The 18,371-nt window shown below is 65.2% G+C and carries 18 protein-coding genes; 6 read left to right on the forward strand and 12 right to left on the reverse strand.

Going from position 1 to position 18,371, the window contains the following annotated elements:
• Window positions 1-86: 86 nt before the first annotated feature.
• A complete protein-coding gene (locus tag YUA_RS0110305) occupies window positions 87-2,687 on the reverse strand; it encodes a TIGR02302 family protein (RefSeq protein ID WP_027530608.1) in 2,601 nt (866 codons plus the stop codon).
• Between the two features lie 178 nt (window positions 2,688-2,865).
• Here YUA_RS0110305 and YUA_RS0110310 point away from each other — a divergent pair, with 178 nt between their 5' ends.
• From YUA_RS0110310 to YUA_RS43770, 3 genes are all read left to right on the forward strand, one after another.
• Window positions 2,866-3,249 carry a carboxymuconolactone decarboxylase family protein gene (locus YUA_RS0110310; RefSeq protein WP_027530609.1) on the forward strand — a complete coding sequence of 128 codons (384 nt, stop codon included), beginning with the start codon at window positions 2,866-2,868 and terminating at the stop codon, window positions 3,247-3,249.
• Window positions 3,250-3,483: 234 nt separating this feature from the next.
• Window positions 3,484-4,392 (forward strand): NAD(P)-dependent oxidoreductase, encoded by a 909-nt coding sequence (locus tag YUA_RS0110315; RefSeq protein WP_027530610.1) that lies wholly within the window; start codon window positions 3,484-3,486, stop codon window positions 4,390-4,392.
• Window positions 4,393-4,611: 219 nt separating this feature from the next.
• Entirely contained in the window at window positions 4,612-6,360 is a 1,749-nt protein-coding gene (locus tag YUA_RS43770; RefSeq protein ID WP_198029396.1) for a tannase/feruloyl esterase family alpha/beta hydrolase, read from the forward strand.
• A 39-nt stretch (window positions 6,361-6,399) separates the two neighbouring features.
• Here the strand turns inward: YUA_RS43770 and lysA are convergent, their stop codons facing one another.
• The 3 genes from lysA to argH all read right to left on the reverse strand — a co-directional run bounded on the left by lysA (window position 6,400) and on the right by argH (window position 9,470).
• A complete protein-coding gene (lysA, locus tag YUA_RS0110325) occupies window positions 6,400-7,665 on the reverse strand; it encodes a diaminopimelate decarboxylase (RefSeq protein ID WP_027530611.1) in 1,266 nt (421 codons plus the stop codon).
• A 23-nt stretch (window positions 7,666-7,688) separates the two neighbouring features.
• Window positions 7,689-7,979 carry a lipoprotein gene (locus tag YUA_RS0110330; protein WP_027530612.1) on the reverse strand — a complete coding sequence of 97 codons (291 nt, stop codon included), beginning with the start codon at window positions 7,977-7,979 and terminating at the stop codon, window positions 7,689-7,691.
• A 93-nt stretch (window positions 7,980-8,072) separates the two neighbouring features.
• Window positions 8,073-9,470 carry an argininosuccinate lyase gene (gene argH / locus YUA_RS0110335; protein WP_027530613.1) on the reverse strand — a complete coding sequence of 466 codons (1,398 nt, stop codon included), beginning with the start codon at window positions 9,468-9,470 and terminating at the stop codon, window positions 8,073-8,075.
• Window positions 9,471-9,570: 100 nt separating this feature from the next.
• Here argH and YUA_RS0110340 point away from each other — a divergent pair, with 100 nt between their 5' ends.
• Complete coding sequence (locus tag YUA_RS0110340; protein ID WP_027530614.1) at window positions 9,571-10,236, forward strand: TlpA disulfide reductase family protein; 666 nt, start codon at window positions 9,571-9,573, stop codon at window positions 10,234-10,236.
• On the opposite strand, the gene YUA_RS0110345 is transcribed toward YUA_RS0110340, so the two are convergent.
• The 6 genes from YUA_RS0110345 to YUA_RS0110370 all read right to left on the reverse strand — a co-directional run bounded on the left by YUA_RS0110345 (window position 10,233) and on the right by YUA_RS0110370 (window position 14,232).
• Entirely contained in the window at window positions 10,233-10,427 is a 195-nt protein-coding gene (locus YUA_RS0110345) for a hypothetical protein (protein ID WP_027530615.1), read from the reverse strand. The two genes, YUA_RS0110340 and YUA_RS0110345, sit on opposite strands and share 4 nt — an antisense overlap.
• Before the next feature lie 76 nt (window positions 10,428-10,503).
• Entirely contained in the window at window positions 10,504-11,385 is an 882-nt protein-coding gene (locus YUA_RS0110350) for a 3-hydroxybutyryl-CoA dehydrogenase (protein WP_027530616.1), read from the reverse strand.
• Window positions 11,386-11,563: 178 nt separating this feature from the next.
• A complete protein-coding gene (locus YUA_RS0110355; RefSeq protein WP_027530617.1) occupies window positions 11,564-12,514 on the reverse strand; it encodes an electron transfer flavoprotein subunit alpha/FixB family protein in 951 nt (316 codons plus the stop codon).
• A complete protein-coding gene (locus YUA_RS0110360) occupies window positions 12,514-13,263 on the reverse strand; it encodes an electron transfer flavoprotein subunit beta/FixA family protein (protein WP_027530618.1) in 750 nt (249 codons plus the stop codon). The genes YUA_RS0110355 and YUA_RS0110360 overlap by 1 nt, the downstream gene beginning before the upstream one ends.
• A 125-nt stretch (window positions 13,264-13,388) precedes the next feature.
• Complete coding sequence (locus YUA_RS0110365; protein WP_027530619.1) at window positions 13,389-13,970, reverse strand: cob(I)yrinic acid a,c-diamide adenosyltransferase; 582 nt, start codon at window positions 13,968-13,970, stop codon at window positions 13,389-13,391.
• 67 nt (window positions 13,971-14,037) lie between these two features.
• Window positions 14,038-14,232, reverse strand: coding sequence for a twin transmembrane helix small protein (locus YUA_RS0110370; protein WP_027530620.1), 195 nt, complete (start codon window positions 14,230-14,232; stop codon window positions 14,038-14,040).
• A 164-nt stretch (window positions 14,233-14,396) separates the two neighbouring features.
• Between YUA_RS0110370 and YUA_RS0110375 the strand changes: the two genes are divergently transcribed.
• Window positions 14,397-15,290 carry a YihY/virulence factor BrkB family protein gene (locus tag YUA_RS0110375; RefSeq protein WP_027530621.1) on the forward strand — a complete coding sequence of 298 codons (894 nt, stop codon included), beginning with the start codon at window positions 14,397-14,399 and terminating at the stop codon, window positions 15,288-15,290.
• Here YUA_RS0110375 and YUA_RS0110380 read toward each other — a convergent pair.
• Window positions 15,217-16,488 carry an ATP-binding protein gene (locus YUA_RS0110380; protein WP_027530622.1) on the reverse strand — a complete coding sequence of 424 codons (1,272 nt, stop codon included), beginning with the start codon at window positions 16,486-16,488 and terminating at the stop codon, window positions 15,217-15,219. The genes YUA_RS0110375 and YUA_RS0110380 overlap by 74 nt on opposite strands.
• 104 nt (window positions 16,489-16,592) lie before the next feature.
• A complete protein-coding gene (gluQRS, locus tag YUA_RS0110385) occupies window positions 16,593-17,465 on the reverse strand; it encodes a tRNA glutamyl-Q(34) synthetase GluQRS (RefSeq protein ID WP_027530623.1) in 873 nt (290 codons plus the stop codon).
• A gap of 228 nt (window positions 17,466-17,693) precedes the next feature.
• Here gluQRS and YUA_RS0110390 point away from each other — a divergent pair, with 228 nt between their 5' ends.
• The gene (locus tag YUA_RS0110390; RefSeq protein ID WP_027530624.1) at window positions 17,694-18,359 is read left to right on the forward strand and encodes a DNA-3-methyladenine glycosylase; all 666 of its coding nucleotides are present in this window, start codon (window positions 17,694-17,696) and stop codon (window positions 18,357-18,359) included.
• Window positions 18,360-18,371 lie beyond the last annotated feature (12 nt).

Consider the following 18,371-nt stretch of genomic DNA (forward strand, 5'->3'; position numbering starts at 1 on the left):
TGGTCATTGGCAACGTTCGCCAAACACCTTTTCGTGGTTATGGGTCCCGGCCTTCGCCGGGACGACATCGGGGAGACAGCCGCCCCTCAAAAATCCTTCAGCAGCCGCTCGATATAATCGAGCTCGATCTGCGGGCGCGAGGGGTCGCCGAGGCGGCGGCGGAGTTCTTCGAGGATGCGGCGGACGCGTTGCACGTCGATCTCGCCGGGAATCTTAACCGTGTAATCGTCGCCGAATTCGCGGCCGTGCAGCGGACGGCCGAGCGGGTCGGTCTGGGTGCCGCCGCTTTGCTGGCGCCCGGCGCGATTGCCGGGACCATCGCCCTGGCCGTCGCCGTCGCCCTGCTGCATCGCCTCGGCCATCTTCTGCGCACCCTTGCGCATCGCATCCAGCGCCTTGCCCTGGGAGTCCACGGCACCGTCGGCATTGCCGTCACCGAGTTTTGAGCCCGCATCGCCCATGGCGCTGTCGGCGGAATCGAGCCCGCCGTCATCATCGCCCTGGTCGGCGTCCTGATCGCCGTCCTGCCCGGGCTGCCCCTGGTCGCCTTGCTGTCCCTGCTGACCTTTCTGGCCCTTCTGCGAGAGGCCGCGCTTGGCCATTTCGTCCTGGAGCTTCTTCAAGCGGTCGCGCAGCCCCTGCTGGTCCTGCTGCAGGTCCGACATCGACTGGTCGCCCGGCTGCTGCTTGCCGCGCATGCGGTCGCGCCGGGAGTCCTGGCCCTGCTTGTAGGTCCTGTCGCGCAATTGCTGCTGCTTGCGGATCATGTCGCCGAGCTCGTTGAGCGCCTGCTCCATGTCACTCTCGCCGGACTGTCCCGGCTGCGCCATCTGAAGGCCCTCCAGCATCTGCTGGAGCTGATCGAGCAGCTGCTTGGCCGCGTCCTTGTCGCCGGAGCGCGACAGGCGCTCCATGCGGTCGATCATGTTCTGAAGGTCCTGCTGGCGCAGGACCTTGGTGTTGGGATCAAGCGGACGCGCGAGCTGCTGGGCGTCCTTGTTGTTGCGGAACTGCTCGGCGAGCTGGCGCATGAAATTGTCGAGCGCCGCCCGCAAATCCTGCGTCAGCTTCTTGATCTCCTCGTCGCTGGCGCCGCGTTCCAGCGCCTGCTTCAGCGCATCCTGCGCCGCGCGCAGCGCCTTCTCGACGTCGGAGATGTTGCCGTCCTCGATCGTCACCGCGAGCGCCCAGAGGCTCGCCACGACCTCGCGCAATGAATCATCCGTGCGCGCTGCCTCGAGCTGGCGCGCGACACTGTAGAGGCCGAGATATTGCCCGGCCTCCTGCGTGAACAGCTCAGGCGCGATCATCAGCGCGTCGAGCGCGGCGTAGACGTCGGAATTCCTGTTGGCATCGAGCGCCAGGATACGGCGCTGCTCGATCAGCGCGCGCGCCAGCGGCTTGGTGAACAGACGCTCGGGCAAGCGCATGTTGAACGGTTCGCTCGTCGCCTCGTTACCGGCCTCGTCCTTGGCGGTGAGCGTCAGCGTGACATCGGCGCCGGCATAGGGATCCTCGCTGAGATCCTTCACCGTCTGACCGACGCCGTTACGGGTGCGCGCGTTCGGCAGCACCAGCGGAAATTGCGGCGGCTGGAACAGCGGCCGCGCCGCGGTCTTGCTGTCACCGTCCTTGCCGGCATCGGCGGAACGCGGAGCGACCCGCGCTTCGGCGCCGGTGACGCCGTAATCGTCCTCGATCTTGTAGACGAGTTGGAGCGCGCCGCGCGCCTGGCGCTCCGGATCCTTGGCGAGCGCGATCGTCGGCGGACGGTCCGGCGTCGCCGCGAAGGCCCATTGCGGCTGGCCCGAGGGCGCGCGGACATGCGCGGTGCCGTCGGCGGTGATGGTGAAATGCCTCTCGTTGGTGCCCTTGGGCGTGGCTTCGGTGGGCGCGACTTCCTTGAGGCCGCCGGACACCACGACGTCCAGGCTGCCGCCGGAGGAGCGCACGATCAGGGTCGAACCGGCGGGCACGCCGAGCGGGCCGGAGGCTGGAAGCACCGCGGCCTCCTTGTTGGCGGCCGACAGGATCACCGGTGGCTTGCCGGTATAGAGCGGCGGCGTGACCCAGGCGTCGACGCGGATATTGGTCGGCGTCAGCACGCCGTTCCAGTCGAAGGCCGCGCCCAGCCGCAATCCGCGCTCGTCGCCAGCGGCGAAGAAGGTCGCGACCAGCATCACCATGACCAGCGCGCGCAGCGCCCAGGGGTCGTGGATGGCGAGGCGCGGGTGCGGCAAACCGGCGCGGATGCGCTTGAGCGAGGCCAGCGTGCGCTCGCGTTGGGCCTGCCAGAGCGCCTGCGCAACCGGATCCTGCGAGGTCAGCGTGTCCGTGAGCGTGGTCGCAGGGCGGTGACGGATGCCCGAACCGCGGTCGAGCCGGGCGAGCGCCTCCTCGCGGCTCGGCCAGCGAAACCGAATCAGCGGGAACAGGACAGCAGCCGCGAGGCCTGCGAAAATGACGAGGCCGATGGCACGGGCGACAGAGGGAAGAGCCAGCCAGAGACCGGCCCAGGACACCACCAGAAACAGGCCGACAACGGTGAGGACACGCGCCAAACCGGGCCAGGCACGCTCCCACGCGATGGCATAAGTGGCCCGCTCGAGGGCCTGCGCCAGCTTTAACCGCGACAGAGCGTCGCCGTCGCGGATCGGATCTGACGGGTCGGGGGTGACGCCTTTCAATCAACTCTCCAAGTTACCCGGCAGAGTGAAGCGTACCACAACGGCAGCACTGAGGCATCCGTTCCTGTACGGGAGACACTCCTTTTCCCGCATAACACGAGGACGTGACTGGCCCGGCGCAACCCCGTAATTTCCGCGGCGCCATCCCAAGGGATGCAAGGGAAGTAGAGGAAACGTCATGGACAAGAAGATGCACGACAAGGGTTTGGACATCCGCAAAGCGGTGCTGGGCGAGGCCTATGTCAACAACGCGCTGAAGAACGTCGACGACTTCAACCGTCCGTTCCAGGAGATGCTCAACGAATATTGCTGGGGGACGGTGTGGGGCCGCGAGGAGCTGCCGCGCAAGACCCGCAGCATGCTCAACATCGCGATGATCGCGATCCTCAACCGCCAGCACGAGTTCCGCGCGCATCTGAAGGGCGCGCTGACCAACGGCGTCACCCGCGACGAGATCCGCGAGATCCTGATGCAGGTCGCGATCTATGGCGGCATGCCCGCCGCCGTCGACAGTTTTCGCATCGCGCGCGAGGTGTTCGCGGAGATCGACGGGAAGGCGTGAAGGGCAAGACCCCTCCACGTCGTCCCGGCCTAGTGCGCAATTGCGCACGGGGGGCCGGGACCCATAACCACAGGGAGCTGTTTGGCGAAGACTATACATGGTCTGACTTTCGCCGGTATCTGCACCACCCGCCCCACAGGGATCACGCGGTATGGGTCCCGGCCTTCGCCGGGACGACAGCGGAGGATGTGGCGCGCGGCTCGTCCAACAACGAATAGCTAACAAGGAAACACCATGGACATCGGATTCATCGGCCTCGGAAATATGGGTTTCCCGATGGCGCGGCGGCTGGTCGAGGCCGGCCACAAGCTCGTCGTGTTCGACACCCGCAAGGAGGTCGTCGACAAGCTGGTCGCGCGCGGCGCGATCGCCGCGACGTCGCCAAAGGACGTTGCCGACAAGGTCGAGACAGTGATGGCGAGCCTGCCGTCGCTGCAGGCCTCGCTCGAGGTCGCCACGGGCGCGAACGGCGTGATCGAGGGGAGCCGCGCAAAACGCTTCATCGATCTCTCGACCGTCGGCTCGCAGATGGCGTCGAAGATTCACGGCCTTCTGGCCAAGCGCAACATCGTGCAGATCGATTGCCCCGTGTCCGGCGGCGTCGGTGGCGCCGAGAAGGGCACGCTGGCGGTGATGGTTTCAGGACCGAAGGCGGAGTTCGAACTGCTCAAGCCCGCGCTGGACGTGATCGGAAAGGTGTTCTTCATCGGCGAGAAGCCCGGCGCGGCGCAGACCATGAAGCTCGCCAACAATTTCCTCTCGGCGACCGCGATCGTGGCGACGTCGGAAGCGGTGGTGATGGGCGTCAAGGCCGGGCTCGATCCCGCCGTGATGATCGACGTCATCAATTCAGGCTCGGGCATGAACACCGCGAGCCGCGACAAGTTTCCGCGCTCGGTGCTGCCGCGAACCTTCGACTTCGGCTTCGCCACGGGACTGATGGTGAAGGACGTGCGGCTGGCGCTGGAGGAGATGAAGCAGCTCGGCCTGTCGATGGAGGTCGCGGATGCCGTCGGACGTCTCTGGGAGACGGTGATCAGCGCGGAAGGCGCCGAGTCCGATTTCACCGCAGCGATCAAGCCGATCGAGAGGAAGGCCGGCGTCGTGGTCGGTGGCAAGACCGGCGGATTGGCGGGGAAATAGCTGCTGCCCGGTTGCGCAGCCCGGATGGAGCGCAGCGTAATCCGGGATTGTTGCGTGATGCCGCGATTCCCGGATTGCGCTGCGCTCCATCGGGGCTACTCACTCACAACCAAGACGCGAGCTTGCGATTTTCTCGCGACGCACCGTTCATCCTTGAGTTGTAGTCTTTGTGCGTTATCCTGTCCGCTCTACGACTGCAAAAAAATCAGGGAGGACGCAATGAAGCGTCATCGACACTTACTTGTCGGTGCGACCACGGCCCTGTTTGCCTGTGTCGCACTCGGCACCTCGCCCGCAATGGCGACGGCGTGCACCAATCTTCGATCCTTGCAACTGCAGCACACGGTGATCAATTCGGCGGACGACAACACGACCGGCACCTTCATGGTCCCCGGCTCGAGCCCGCCGACCACGATCACCGGCCTTCCCGCGTTCTGTCGCGTCACCGCAACCCTGATCCCCAGCTCGGACTCCAGCATCAAGATCGAGGTCTGGCTGCCTGAGACCACGTGGAACGGCAGGTTCCTCGGCACCGGCGGCGGCGGCTTCCAGGGCACGATCACCTACAACGAGCTCGCCCTTGGCATCCAGGGCGGCTTTGCCGCGACCAACAGCGATCTCGGCACGGGATCGTCGGGATGCAATCCGCTGTTCTGCGGTTCGGCCGGCAACATGGGCAATCCCCTCGCCATCGACTTCGGCGATCCCACGGCACCGTCAACGGGCCTGTTCGGGCATCCCGAGCGGATCAAGGATTTCGGCTACCGCGCGATCCATCTGATGACCGAGCGGGGCAAGGAGATCGTCAGCGCGTTCTACGGCCATCGATCGCAACGGGCCTATTTCGCCGGCTGCTCCACCGGCGGCCAGAACGCGCTGATGGAGGCGCAGCGCTTCCCCAACGATTATGACGGCATCCTTGCCGGTGCGGCCGCATTCAACCGTACCCACCTGCACATGGCGGGGCTCTATGGCTGGCAGAACACGCATGCGAGCCCCGGCCGGTTCATCCAGGCCGGTCAGATGACGCTGATCAACCAGGCCGTGCTCAAGCAATGCGTCGGGCAGGATGGCGGCGCCAAGACCGACCAGTTCCTGACCGATCCGCGCGACTGTCATTTCGATCCGAAGGTTCTGCTCTGCACCGGCGGCAACGCGCCACCGGCATGCCTGACCTCCGATCAGGTCACGACCATGCAGCGTTACTACGCCGGCACGATCGACCCGGTGAACGGACAGGTCGTCAATCCGGGCTCCCAGCGCGGCAACGAGACCGACGACATCCTTGCGCTGGGCCTCGCGTTCCAGGAGCGACTGCCCGAGCCGGCCTTCGACGGCCTGTTTTATTGGGTGTTCGGCCCGAGCTTCGGCTATCCGGCAAGCGCGACCAACTTTGCCAATTTCGATTTCCACCACGACATCGCCAAGGTGGATGACCAACTCGCGGCGGTGCTCAACGCGACCAGCTCCGATCTCGGCGACTTCCGCGCGCATGGCGGGAAGCTGCTGATGTACCACGGCTGGGCCGACCCGCTGATCCCGTCACAGAGCAGCATCAACTACTTCCTGGCCCTGGTGGGGAATGAAGGCCAGGGGCCCCAACCGGTCGGCTTCTTCGACCATGGCAACGGACCTGGCAACCCGGCACTGCGGCGGACCCAGAGCTACGCGCGTCTGTTCATGGTGCCCGGGCTGTACCACTGCTCCGGTGGACCCGGTCCCAACACGTTCGATGCACTCACACCGCTGGTCAAATGGGTCGAGGCGGGTGTCGCGCCGGACACGATCCTCGCCACGAAGTTCGTGGCTGATACGCCGCCTGCGGTTCAGATGACCCGGCCGCTCTGCGTCTTCCCCAAGGTCGCGAAGTACAATGGCAGCGGCGACGCCAACAACGCAGCGAGCTTCACCTGCGTCGCCGACGAGAACGATTTCAACCAGAAGCCGGCTCCGAAATACGGGCCGTGACAAATACGCCGCGCCGGCGAGTCCATCTCGCCGGCGTCCTCACAGCCACGGCGCCGGCGTATCCATCGCGATGAGCTGCTCGACCTCGATGCGCGGACGCACCACGGCGTATTGATCGCCGTTCACCAGCACCTCCGGCACCAGCGGCCGCGTGTTGTAGGTGCCGGCCTGCACCGCGCCATAGGCGCCTGCGGTCATGATGGCGATGAGATCGCCCGGCTTCGGCGTCGGCAGCGTACGATCGAGGGCAAGATAGTCGCCGGTCTCGCAGACCGGACCGACGACGTCGGTCATGATGGTTGCCGCGCCCTTCGCCGGCTGCGCCACCGGCAGGATGTCGTGATGAGCCTCATACAGCGTCGGACGGATGAGGTCGTTCATCGCGGCGTCGATGATGACGAAGTTCTTGCCGTCGCCGCGCTTCACATAGATCACCTTGGCGACAAGGATGCCGGCGTTACCTACGATCATGCGGCCCGGCTCGAACATCAGCGTGCAGCCGAGATTGTGGCTGACGCGCTTGACCATCGCGGCATAGGCATCCGGCGCCGGCGGCGGCTCGCGGTCCATGTAATAGGGAATGCCAAGCCCGCCGCCGAAATCGACGTGGCTGATGTTGTGGCCGTCGGAACGCAGCGTCTGCACGAATTCGGACAGGATGCGGAACGCGGTCTCCATCTTGGAGAGATCGGTGATCTGGCTGCCGATATGCACGTCGGTGCCGGTGACCTCGATGCCCGGCAGCTTCGCGGCACGCGCATAGACCTCGCGGGCGTGGGCGATCGGGATGCCGAACTTGTTCTCGGACCTGCCGGTCGAAATCTTGGCGTGCGTGCCGGCATCGACGTCCGGATTGACGCGGATGGAGATCCGCGCGGTCTTGCCCGTCTCGGTCGCAAGGCGCGACAGCAGTTCGAGCTCGGGCTCGGATTCCACATTGAGACAGAGAATGTCGGCGGCGAGCGCGGCGCGCAGCTCGGTCTCGGTCTTGCCGACACCGGAGAACAGGATCTTGCTAGCGGGAATGCCGGCGGCCAGCGCGCGCTTAAGCTCGCCGCCGGAGACGACGTCAGCGCCGGCACCAAGCTTCGCCAGCGTGCGCAGCACCGACTGGTTGGAGTTCGCCTTCATGGCGTAGCAGACCAGCACCTTCTCGCCGGCAAAGGCATCGGCGAAGACGCGGTAATGCCGCTCCAGCGTCGCGGTCGAATAGCAATAGAATGGCGTGCCGATTGTTGCGGCCAGCTCGGACAGGTTCACCGCCTCGGCGTGCAGCACGCCGTTGCGATAGTCGAAATGGTTCATGGCGTTGGCTCAGTTGCCCCAGCCTATCGGCTGGGATTTTCGTCCAGAAGCGGGTCGAGAATGAACGGTTTCTTCTTGCCCTTGGTCGCCGCCGGTGGGGCATCCGCGCCATAGGTCGGATTGAACACGCTCGGCGTTTTCTGGGCTTCGGTCTCGGTGTCGGTCGGCGCGGCGATGTTGGCCGTGGACGCGTTGGAGGCGGTCGGCGGCAAGTCGAGCGGGCCCTTGCGGCCGCAGCCAGCGAGCGCAAGCGCGCTCAGGCTCAAGACAATGATGGCCCACCCCGAGCCGGCCGGGCGAAACTTTGACGTCACGACGAAATCCCCACTACGCGGGGCGCACCATACAGAGATTGGCGCGCTCTGGCGAGAGCCGGATGACCATGAAACATAAGCGAAATTTTGCCTTCAGCCCAATTTTCGCTCTTTTTCCAGCCGCTTCGCCCAGGCCTTGGCCTGCGACGTCACGTTCTTGGGCGCGGTCCCGCCGAAGCTGGTGCGGCTCTTCACCGACGATTCGACCGAGAGCACGCCAAGCACGTCCTTGGTGATCTTCGGCTCGATCGCCTGCATCTCCTTCAGCGGCAGCTCGTGCAGCGCCACGCCACCCTCGGCGGCCTTGGCGACGATACGGCCGGTGACGTGATGGGCCTCGCGGAACGGCATCTTCAGCGTCCGCACCAGCCAGTCGGCGAGATCGGTCGCGGTGGCATAGCCCTCGCCGGCAGCAAGCCTCATCTTGGCCTCGTCAGGCACGAGGTCGCGGACCATGCCGGTCATGGCGCGGATCGCCAGCGACAGCGCGGCAAAGCCCTCCATCGCGCCCTGCTTGTCCTCCTGCATGTCCTTTTGATAGGCGAGCGGCAGGCCCTTCATCACGATCAGGAGGCCGTTGAGCGCACCGATGACGCGGCCGGTCTTGGCACGCACGAGCTCGGCGGCGTCCGGATTGCGTTTCTGCGGCATGATCGAGGAGCCGGTGGTGAACTTGTCGCTGAGGCGGATCATGCCGACCAGAGGCGAGGTCCAGATCACGATCTCCTCGGCGAAGCGCGACATGTGCACGGCGCAGATCGAGGCGGCCGACAGCGTCTCCAGCACGAAATCGCGATCGGAGACCGCATCGAGCGAGTTCGCCATCGGACGGTCGAAGGCCAGCGCCTTCGCGGTGGCATGACGGTCGATCGGAAACGAGGTGCCGGCGAGCGCGGCTGCGCCCAGCGGGGATTCATTGAGCCGCTTGCGCGCATCCTGGAAACGGCCGCGGTCGCGCGCGGCCATCTCGACATAGGCGAGCAGATGGTGGCCGAAGGTCACGGGCTGCGCGGTCTGCAGATGCGTGAAGCCGGGCATGACGGTGCCGGCATGCTCGAGTGCGCGTTCCACCAGCGCCTGCTGGAACGCGGCGAGCGCAGCATCGGTCTCGTCAACGATGTCGCGGACATAGAGACGGAAGTCGGTCGCGACCTGGTCGTTGCGGGAGCGCGCGGTGTGCAGGCGGCCGGCGGCGGGCCCGATCAGCTCCGACAGGCGGCTCTCGACATTCATGTGAATGTCCTCGAGCGCGCGCTTGAATTCGAAGCCGCCCCTGCCGATCTCTGACAAAATCGTGTCTAGACCCTTGCCGATATTTTTCGCATCAGAGGCCGTGATGATGCCCTGGCTGGCAAGCATCGCGGCGTGGGCCTTGGACGCGGCAATGTCCTGGGCAAAGAGGTGACGATCGACGTCGATGGAGACGTTGATCTCTTCCATGATCTCATCGGGACGTTCCGAGAACCGGCCGCCCCACATCTTGTTGCTCATGATCCCCTGCTCACGCTTGCTTTGCCGCACGTTTGCTGGCGGAGGCCAGCCGTATTAAGAGGCCCCTGATAGCCATATCTGCGACCGGATGACAAACGATATGCTCGACCAGAAGCCCTCCGCCACGCGCCGGATCCCCATCGTCATCGCCACCGTGGCGGTCGGCGGGCTGGCCGGCTTCGCCGCGCTGTATGGGCTCGGCCTGAGCCGGGCCCCGTCAGGCGATCCGGCCTGCCGGGCGGCGGTGGCCACGGCCCAAAAGATCGCCCCGCTGGCCCATGGCGAGGTGGCGGCGCTAACCATGGCGAGCGCGCCCCTGAAGCTGCCCGACCTGGCCTTCGAAGACGCCGAGGGCAAGCCGAAGAAGCTCTCGGATTTCCGCGGCAAGACGCTGCTGGTCAACCTCTGGGCCACCTGGTGCGTGCCCTGCCGCAAGGAAATGCCAGCGCTGGACCAGCTCCAGGCCAAGCTGTCGGGTCCGAATTTCGAGGTGGTGGCGATCAATATCGACACCCGCGACGCCGAGAAGCCGAAAAACTTCCTGAAAGACGCCAATCTGACCAGGCTCGGCTATTTCACCGATCAGAAAGCCAAGGTTTTCCAGGACCTTAAGTCGATAGGCCGGGCCTTGGGCATGCCGACCTCGGTGCTGGTCGACCCGCAGGGCTGCGAGATCGCGACCATCGCAGGGCCGGCGGAATGGGCGAGCGACGATGCGCTCAAGCTGATCCGGGCCGCGCTACGACCGGCCGCTGCGTCGCTTTAAACGGAGATGTTGAGGTTGCCGCCAACGCCCGCGCCGACATTGGCAAGCGAAGGCTGACCGGCGCCGAGCAATGTCAGGACGGTGGATTTCTCCGCGTCCGCGTTCTGCTTCATCAGCGTCGCCGAGATGTTCGACTGCAGCGCGCCTTGCTGAGAGGCCAGCATGGTGCTGACCATCGCCATCATGTCCATTACGCGAACCCTTTTACCGGCCGTAACCTAGACGCGAGGCGTTAACGCGACATGAATTGTCACGAAGCGGATCGGATTACCTTGTCGGAACCGGCTTGGCGCCGCGGTAGTCGTAGAAGCCACGCTGGGTCTTGCGGCCGAGCCAGCCGGCCTCGACGTATTTCACCAGCAGCGGGCACGGCCGGTACTTGGAATCGGCCAAGCCCTCGTGCAGCACCTGCATGATGGACAGACAGGTATCGAGGCCGATGAAATCGGCGAGCTCCAGCGGGCCCATCGGATGATGCGCGCCGAGCTTCATCGCCGCGTCGATCGCCTCGACATTGCCGACGCCTTCATACAGCGTGTAGATCGCCTCGTTGATCATCGGCAACAGGATACGGTTGACGATGAAAGCCGGGAAATCCTCGGAGACCGCGACCTGCTTACCGAGCTTGGCGACGAATTCCTTGGACGCCTCGAAGGTCGAATCGTCGGTGGCAATGCCGCGGATCAGCTCCACCAGCTCCATCAGCGGCACCGGATTCATGAAGTGAATGCCGATGAAGCGCTCGGGCCGGTCGGTGGCAGCGGCGAGCCGCGTGATCGAGATCGACGACGTGTCGGAAGCAACGATCGCCTCCGGCTTCAACACCGCGCAGAGCTCATGGAATATCTTGCGCTTGACCTCTTCCTTCTCGACCGCGGTCTCGATCACGAGATCGCAGTCCGCGAGGTCGTCGAGCTTCTCGGCGAGCTTGATACGCCCAACCGCCTTGGCCTTGTCGTCCTCGGTCACGCCCTTCTTGGAGACCTGGCGCGCCAGATTGCCGTTGATGGTGGCCATGCCTGATTTGAGGCGGTCGGCCGAGATGTCGTTGAGCACCACGTCGAAGCCGGCCAGGGCCGCTACATGCGCGATGCCATTGCCCATCTGACCCGCGCCGATCACGCCGACCTTCTTGATTACTGCCGCCATAATGTCATCCACCGGAACGGCGCGCATGTCGCGCCTGCCTGAGGTCCGATTTAATCAGAACCCGGGCTCGAAACCTAGATTGGATCGCCTTCCCGGCGTGCCCCACGCCAAAGAAAACGCCTCGAAAACGAAACACCGGCCGGAGTGTACCACTCCGGCCGGTGTTTTTACCGCGTTTTCACTTGCCGAGCTTGGCGAGCGCGTCGGTGAGCTCAGGAACCGCCTGGTAGAGGTCGGCGACCAGGCCGTAATCGGCCACCTGGAAGATCGGCGCGTCCTCGTCCTTGTTGATCGCGACGATCACCTTGGAGTCCTTCATGCCGGCCAGATGCTGGATCGCGCCGGAAATGCCCACCGCGACATAGAGCTCGGGGGCCACGACCTTGCCGGTCTGGCCGACCTGCCAGTCGTTCGGCGCATAGCCGGCGTCCACCGCCGCGCGCGAGGCGCCGACACCGGCGCCGAGCTTGTCGGCGAGCGGCTCAATGTACTTGGCGAAGTTCTCGCGGCTCTGCATGGCGCGACCACCGGAGACGATGATCTTGGCCGAGGTCAGCTCGGGACGGTCGCTCTTGGCGACTTCCTCGCCGACGAAGGACGACAGGTCCGGATCGGCCGCAGCCGCCACGCTCTCAACCGGCGCGCTGCCGCCGGCAGCTGCGGCGGCGAAGGTCGAGGTGCGGACCGTGATGACCTTCTTGGCGTCCTTGGACTTCACTGTCTGGATGGCGTTGCCGGCATAGATCGGACGCTCATAGGTGTCGGGGGCGACGACCTTGGTGATTTCCGAGACCTGCATGACGTCGAGGAGAGCGGCGACGCGCGGCATCACGTTCTTGAAGCGCGAGGTCGCGGGCGCGACGATCGCGTCATAGGACGGGGCCAGCGAGACGATCAGCGCGGCCAGCGGCTCGGCGAGATCGTGCGCGTAGGGCTCGCCTTCGGCGACCAGCACCTTGGCGACGCCAGCAAGCTTCGAGGCGGCCTCGGCCGCAGCCTTGGTGCCCTGCCCGCCACCGGCGACCAGCACGTGAACGTCGCCGCCGAGCTGGGAGGCTGCGGTCAGCGCCTTGTTGGTGGAGTCCTTGAGGACTTCGTGTTCGTGTTCAGCAATCAACAACGTGGTCATCAGAGCACCCCAGCTTCGTTCTTGAGCTTCGACACCAGCTCGGCGACGTCCTTCACCTTGACGCCGGCCTTGCGGCCCGCGGGCTCAGCCGTCTTCAGAACTTCGAGGCGCGCAGTGACGTCGACACCATAATCGGCGACGGATTTGTCCGCGATCGGCTTCTTCTTGGCCTTCATGATGTTGGGCAGCGAGGCATAGCGCGGCTCATTGAGACGCAGATCGGTGGTGACGATCGCCGGTCCCTTGAGCTTGACGGTCTGCAGGCCGCCGTCGACTTCGCGGGTGACCGTGAAGTCAGAGCCTTCGACCTCGAGCTTCGAGGCGAACGTCGCCTGCGACCAGCCGAGCAGCGCGGCCAGCATCTGGCCGGTCTGATTGCTGTCGTCGTCAATCGCCTGCTTGCCCAGGATGATCAGGCCGGGCTGCTCTTCTTCAGCAACCTTCTTCAGGATCTTGGCGACGGCAAGCGGCTCGACGGTACCCTCAGCCTTCACCAAGATGCCGCGATCGGCGCCCATGGCAAGACCCGTGCGGATCGTCTCCGACGCCTGCGCCGGTCCGATAGAGACGACCACGACTTCGGTCGCCTTGCCGGCTTCCTTCAGGCGCAGCGCTTCCTCAACCGCGATTTCGTCGAACGGGTTCATCGACATCTTCACGTTGGCGAGTTCAACGCCCGATCCATCGCTCTTGACGCGGACCTTGACGTTGTAATCGACCACCCGCTTTACCGGCACTAAGACCTTCATCGATCCTCTTTCACTCAATTTGGGAGGGGGTTATTCAACTGGCGCGGAACCTAAAGGCCTGATCCGGCCCGGTCAACGCGCGACAAGGCCAAATTCTAGACCTTACAAATGCGCTGCTCAATGGGTCAGCGATTCTGGCCCGGAACCCAGAGCACGTCGCCGGCGCCGTTATCGTTAGCGGCGCGGCTGGCCACGAACAGGAAGTCCGACAGGCGGTTCATATATTGGATGCCAGCTGCACCGACCGGCTCTCCGGGCTGGGCCGCCAGTTCCACCATCACACGTTCCGCCCTGCGGCAAATCGTGCGGGCGACATGGAGGTAGGCGGCGGCCGGCGTACCACCCGGGAGCACGAAGGAGGTGAGCGGCGCGAGCTTGTCGTTGAGCGCATCGATGTCGCGCTCGAGCCGCTCGACCTGACTTGCCACCACCCGCAACCGCTCCGCTTTAGTTCCTTTGCCTTCGCGCTCGGGTACCGCAAGATCGGCGCCGAGATCGAACAGATCGTTCTGGATGCGGCCGAGCATCGCATCGAGCTCCGGTGCATCCTTGGTGTGAAGGCGCACCACGCCGATTGCGGCATTGGTCTCATCGACGGTGCCATAGGCTGCGATGCGCAGATCGTATTTCGGACGGCGCTCGCCGGTTCCGAGCGCTGTCGTGCCGTCGTCACCGGTCTTCGTATAGATGCGGTTCAGGACAACCATGATGGCCTTCTTATTCTCGGGGCATGATCTTATCGGAAAACCGCTTCACACTTTTCCGGATCATGCCCTACCGCCCCATCGCCCAGACCGCGATCATGGCGATGACGATCGCGATGAACTGAAGCAGCACGCGCCAGCGCATCAATTTCTGCGAGGTGTTGGGCGAGCCGCCGCGCATCATGTTGACGAGCCCGAGCAGCAACACGATCGCCACGGCGCCGGCTGCCACCGGCAGGATGAAAGTACTCAGGAGAGATGCCATTTGGGGGTGATAACACCGTGTGCGACGCTCCGCCATGGCGTTCCCAATCTGGCTTTTAGGCCAATAATGTCAGAAGCTGGCTGGATGATTTCCGATTTGCGCGCATGGCCTGCCGTCTTCACCTCTCCAGCCTTGTGGGGAGAGGGAGCACTACGGGGCACGCTGTGAAGGCAATCCGCACGATCTATGCCGTCGTGGAGGACGCCTTCTACACGTTCCTGGCCGACGACGGCTGGGCGATCGCGAGCCACATCGCGCTGTCGACACTGATGGCGCTGTTCCCGTTCCTGATCGTGCTGACGTCGCTGGCCGGCTTCTTCGGCTCCAAGGAGCTCGCCGACCAGGCGGCCGGGCTGATGCTCGAGGTCTGGCCGAAGCAGGTGGCGGATTCACTATCGGGCGAGATCCACGACGTGCTCACGACTACCCGCACCGGCGTGCTGACGATCGGTGCGGTTCTGTCGGTCTATTTCGCCTCGAACGGCGTCGAAGCGCTCAGGGTCGCACTGAACCGCGCCTATGCGGTGGTGGAGATGCGGCGCTGGTACTGGCTGCGGCTGGAATCGATCGGCTACACGCTGGTTGCGGCCTTCACCGCGCTCGCCATGGCATTCCTGATCGTGCTCGGCCCGCTCTTCATCGAAGCGGCACGGCGCCACATTCCGCTGTTCGTCGAATCCAACGAAAGCATCCTCACCTGGCTGCGCTACGGCATCACCATCGGCGCGCTGGTGGTGGCGCTGTTCATCCTGCACGCCTGGCTGCCGGCGGGACGGCGCAGCTTCTTCCAGATTCTGCCCGGCATCGTCTTTACGATGGTGGCGTCGCTGATCTCGGGCATCGTGTTCGGCCAATATCTGGCGCGCTTCGCCAACAATTACGTCACGATGTATGCGGGGCTCGCCTCGGTGATCATCGCGCTGGTGTTTCTGTATTTCATCGCCGCGATCTTCGTCTTTGGCGGCGAGCTCAACGCTGCGATCATCAAGTCGCGGCTTCCTCACGGCGTCTCGCTTCAAGCAGCGCAGTCGCTAAAGCCCGCGGAGACACAGGCTTGACCAGGAAGGCGTTGGCGCCGGCCTCGCGCGACGCCGCCTCGTCCTCGCCGCGGCCGGACACGCCGATGATCGGGATCTGAGCCAGCGGCGCCTGCATCGTACGTATCCGCCGGATCGCTTCGACGCCGTCGATGCCCGGCAACACCATGTCCATCAGCACCGCATCGAAGCCGCCCTGCGCGAGCCGGTTCACCGCATCCTCGCCGCGCCCGATGAACTCGGCATGATGGCCGAGCTCGGTCAGAATCGTGTTGAGCACGACGCGGCCGAATGGATTGTCCTCGACACTGAGCACGCGCAGCGTTGCCAGCGCATCCGCCTCGTCGCCGTCCACCTTACGCGACTTCGCCGGCCCCGCCGCATCGAGCGTGACGGTCAGCGTGAAAGTGGCGCCGCCACCGCGCCGCGGCGCGACCGTGATGTCGCCGCCCATCGCGAGCGCGAGCTGCTTCACCGAGGACAGACCGAGCCCGGCGCCGCCGAAGCGCGAGGCGATGGTGACGTTGGCCTGGGTGAACGGGCGGAACAGCCGCTTGATCTCGGCCATGGTGAGGCCGATGCCGCTGTCGGACACCGAGAAGGCGACACCAACCCGGCGCTTGTCCTTGGCTTTGCCGCCTGCCTTGCCCTTGGCGGGGCGCCAGGGCACAGCCGAGATCGCCACGCCGCCCTGCTCGGTGAATTTGACCGCATTGTCGATCAAGTTCTCGAGTGCGGCGCGGAGGCGGACGGGATCGCCGACCACGAGCCCCGCCAGCTTGTCGGAGATCTCGACCTCGGCCTGGAGCCCCTTGGCGGCGGCGCGGCCGGCAAGCGAATCGCCGGTGCTGCGGGCGAGCGCCCGCAGATCGAACAAATCCTGCCGCAGCGTGCTGCCGCCCGCGCCCTTGCCGCTCTTGGCGGCATCGACGAACAGCGTGGCGAGGTTCGCCAGATGCTCGGCACCGGCCTTGATGGTGTCGGCCCAACGCCGCTCGCGCTCGCCGAGATCGGAGGTCGAAAGCAGGTCGCTGATCGCGAGAATACCGGTCAGGGGCGTGCGGACCTCGTGGGCAAACGCAGCGAGCGCCGCCTGGATCACGTCAGGCCCGACGTCCCCGGCGCTGCGCTTGCGTGACCTCCCGGCCGCCCCGGACCGCTTCCGAGGCGGTTGCCTGGACTTTCGCGTGGTGCGCGCTGCGCGCGTTTTCGCCGCCATAAATCCCCTTCGAAGTATCCCCTTCGAACCCCGGACTATCGGCTAAGCATCGCACAGCGGAACCCCCGGAGTCACGGCGGCGTTTTGCTAACCCCCAGAGAAACTTAGCCTAATCCCACGGACAGGCGGATACCGGCGGGCGAGATGCCGTCTGCGCGCAACTCCCGCAGGCCGGTCGAGCGGCCCGATTTCGACAGCTTCCGCCCGTCGGCGTCGCGAATCAGGGCGTGGTGGCGGTAGGCGGGCTCGGGCAGGCCGAGCAGAGCCTGGAGCAGGCGGTGGACCGAGGTGGCGTGAAACAGGTCCTGGCCACGCACGATCTCGCTCACGCCCTGGAGCGCGTCGTCGACCACCACGGACAGATGGTAGCTGGTCGGCGTCTCCTTGCGGGCCAGGATCACGTCGCCCCACGCCTCGGGCCGCGCGGCGACCGTGCCGCGCTCGCCATCGGGGCCTTCGCCCAGCTCGCTCCAGGTCAGGCCGGAGACCTGCCGGCAGGCGGCCACCATGTCGAGCCGCAACGCGTAAGGCGCACCCGTATCGGTCAGACGCGACCGCTCGCCGGCCGTCAGCGATTTCGCGTCGCCGGGATAGAGCGGCGCGCCGTCAGGATCGCGCGGCCATGGTCCATCGGCCTCGCGCGCAGCCACGAGCTTGGCGATTTCGGCACGGCTTTCGAAGGCGGGATAGACGAGGCCGAGCGCGGCGAGTTTTTCCAGCGCAGCGCGATAATCGGCGAGATGATCCGACTGCCGCCGCACCGGTGTCTCCCAGGCAATCCCCAGCCAGGCGAGGTCCTCGTAGATCGCCGTCTCGAACTCCGGCCGGCAGCGCGTCGCGTCGATGTCCTCGATCCGCAGCAGAAGCCGTCCGCCGGCTTCGCGCGCGCGATCGAAATTGAGCAGCGCCGAATAGGCGTGGCCGAGATGCAAGTGGCCGTTCGGGCTGGGGGCAAATCGGAAAACGGGTGGCGCCATGTGCAAAGATCTCGTCATGGCCGGGGCATAGCCGTCCGAAGGGACGGCGTCGCTTCCGGTCGCCTATGTCCCGGCCATCCACGTTCTTCGGTGTCACACGGCGACCGTGCCAAGGTCAGGGACAGATACGAACAGAGTCGTCCATGCTAGACATACTCAGTGGTTAGAGAGACGTGGATGACCGGGTCAAGCCCGGCCATGACGCCGGAGAGAGTTTGCCAAATTGCCATGACCATCCACCTCGAAACCCAGTCCGATCTCGAAGAAGCCGTCCACGCGCTGGTCAAGCGCGACCCGCGTCTCAAGCCCGTGCTCGAGATCGCCGGCATGCCGGCGTTGCGGCGGCGCGAGCCGGGTTTTGCTGGGCTTGCTCACATCGTCTGCGGGCAGCAGCTCTCGACCGCGAGCGCTGCGGCGATCTGGGGACGGCTGTCGGCCGCCTTCGATCCGTTCGATCATGAGGCCGTGCGCCGTGCCCGCACTGACCGGCTGGGGCGGCTTGGCCTGTCCGCGGCCAAGATCAAGACGCTGAAACATCTCGCGCGCGAGATCATCGCGCAGCGGCTGAACCTCGACGTGCTTGCGGAAGAAGACGCCGAGGCCGCGCACCACACGCTGATTGCGCTGCCCGGCATCGGGCCATGGACGGCCGATGTTTATCTGCTGTTCTGCCTCGGCCATGGCGATGCCTGGCCAGCCGGCGACATCGCTGTGCAGGAGGGGATCAAGGTTGGCCTGGGGCTGAAGGCGCGGCCGACCGAAAAACAGATGGCGCCGCTTGCAGAACCATGGCGGCCGCTGCGCGGGGCCGCGGCACATCTGTGGTGGAGCTACTATCGCGCGATCAAGAACCGCGAAGGCGTGATCCCGGGTAAGTCACCGAACAACGTTTAAAACTATGTTGCT

The sequence above is a fragment of the Bradyrhizobium sp. WSM3983 genome, from assembly GCF_000473045.1.
GTDB lineage: Bacteria > Pseudomonadota > Alphaproteobacteria > Rhizobiales > Xanthobacteraceae > Bradyrhizobium.

Bases quoted from the DNA above. Each gene is read 5' to 3' on its own strand.
- YUA_RS0110310 (WP_027530609.1), top strand. From the start codon at position 2,866: ATGGACAAGAAGATGCACGACAAGGGTTTGGACATCCGCAAAGCGGTG.
- YUA_RS0110315 (WP_027530610.1), top strand. From the start codon at position 3,484: ATGGACATCGGATTCATCGGCCTCGGAAATATGGGTTTCCCGATGGCG.
- YUA_RS43770 (WP_198029396.1), top strand. From the start codon at position 4,612: ATGAAGCGTCATCGACACTTACTTGTCGGTGCGACCACGGCCCTGTTT.
- lysA (WP_027530611.1), bottom strand. From the start codon at position 7,665: ATGAACCATTTCGACTATCGCAACGGCGTGCTGCACGCCGAGGCGGTG.
- argH (WP_027530613.1), bottom strand. From the start codon at position 9,470: ATGAGCAACAAGATGTGGGGCGGCCGGTTCTCGGAACGTCCCGATGAG.
- YUA_RS0110340 (WP_027530614.1), top strand. From the start codon at position 9,571: ATGCTCGACCAGAAGCCCTCCGCCACGCGCCGGATCCCCATCGTCATC.
- YUA_RS0110345 (WP_027530615.1), bottom strand. From the start codon at position 10,427: ATGGACATGATGGCGATGGTCAGCACCATGCTGGCCTCTCAGCAAGGC.
- YUA_RS0110350 (WP_027530616.1), bottom strand. From the start codon at position 11,385: ATGGCGGCAGTAATCAAGAAGGTCGGCGTGATCGGCGCGGGTCAGATG.
- YUA_RS0110355 (WP_027530617.1), bottom strand. From the start codon at position 12,514: ATGACCACGTTGTTGATTGCTGAACACGAACACGAAGTCCTCAAGGAC.
- YUA_RS0110360 (WP_027530618.1), bottom strand. From the start codon at position 13,263: ATGAAGGTCTTAGTGCCGGTAAAGCGGGTGGTCGATTACAACGTCAAG.
- YUA_RS0110365 (WP_027530619.1), bottom strand. From the start codon at position 13,970: ATGGTTGTCCTGAACCGCATCTATACGAAGACCGGTGACGACGGCACG.
- YUA_RS0110370 (WP_027530620.1), bottom strand. From the start codon at position 14,232: ATGGCATCTCTCCTGAGTACTTTCATCCTGCCGGTGGCAGCCGGCGCC.
- YUA_RS0110380 (WP_027530622.1), bottom strand. From the start codon at position 16,488: ATGGCGGCGAAAACGCGCGCAGCGCGCACCACGCGAAAGTCCAGGCAA.
- gluQRS (WP_027530623.1), bottom strand. From the start codon at position 17,465: ATGGCGCCACCCGTTTTCCGATTTGCCCCCAGCCCGAACGGCCACTTG.
- YUA_RS0110390 (WP_027530624.1), top strand. From the start codon at position 17,694: ATGACCATCCACCTCGAAACCCAGTCCGATCTCGAAGAAGCCGTCCAC.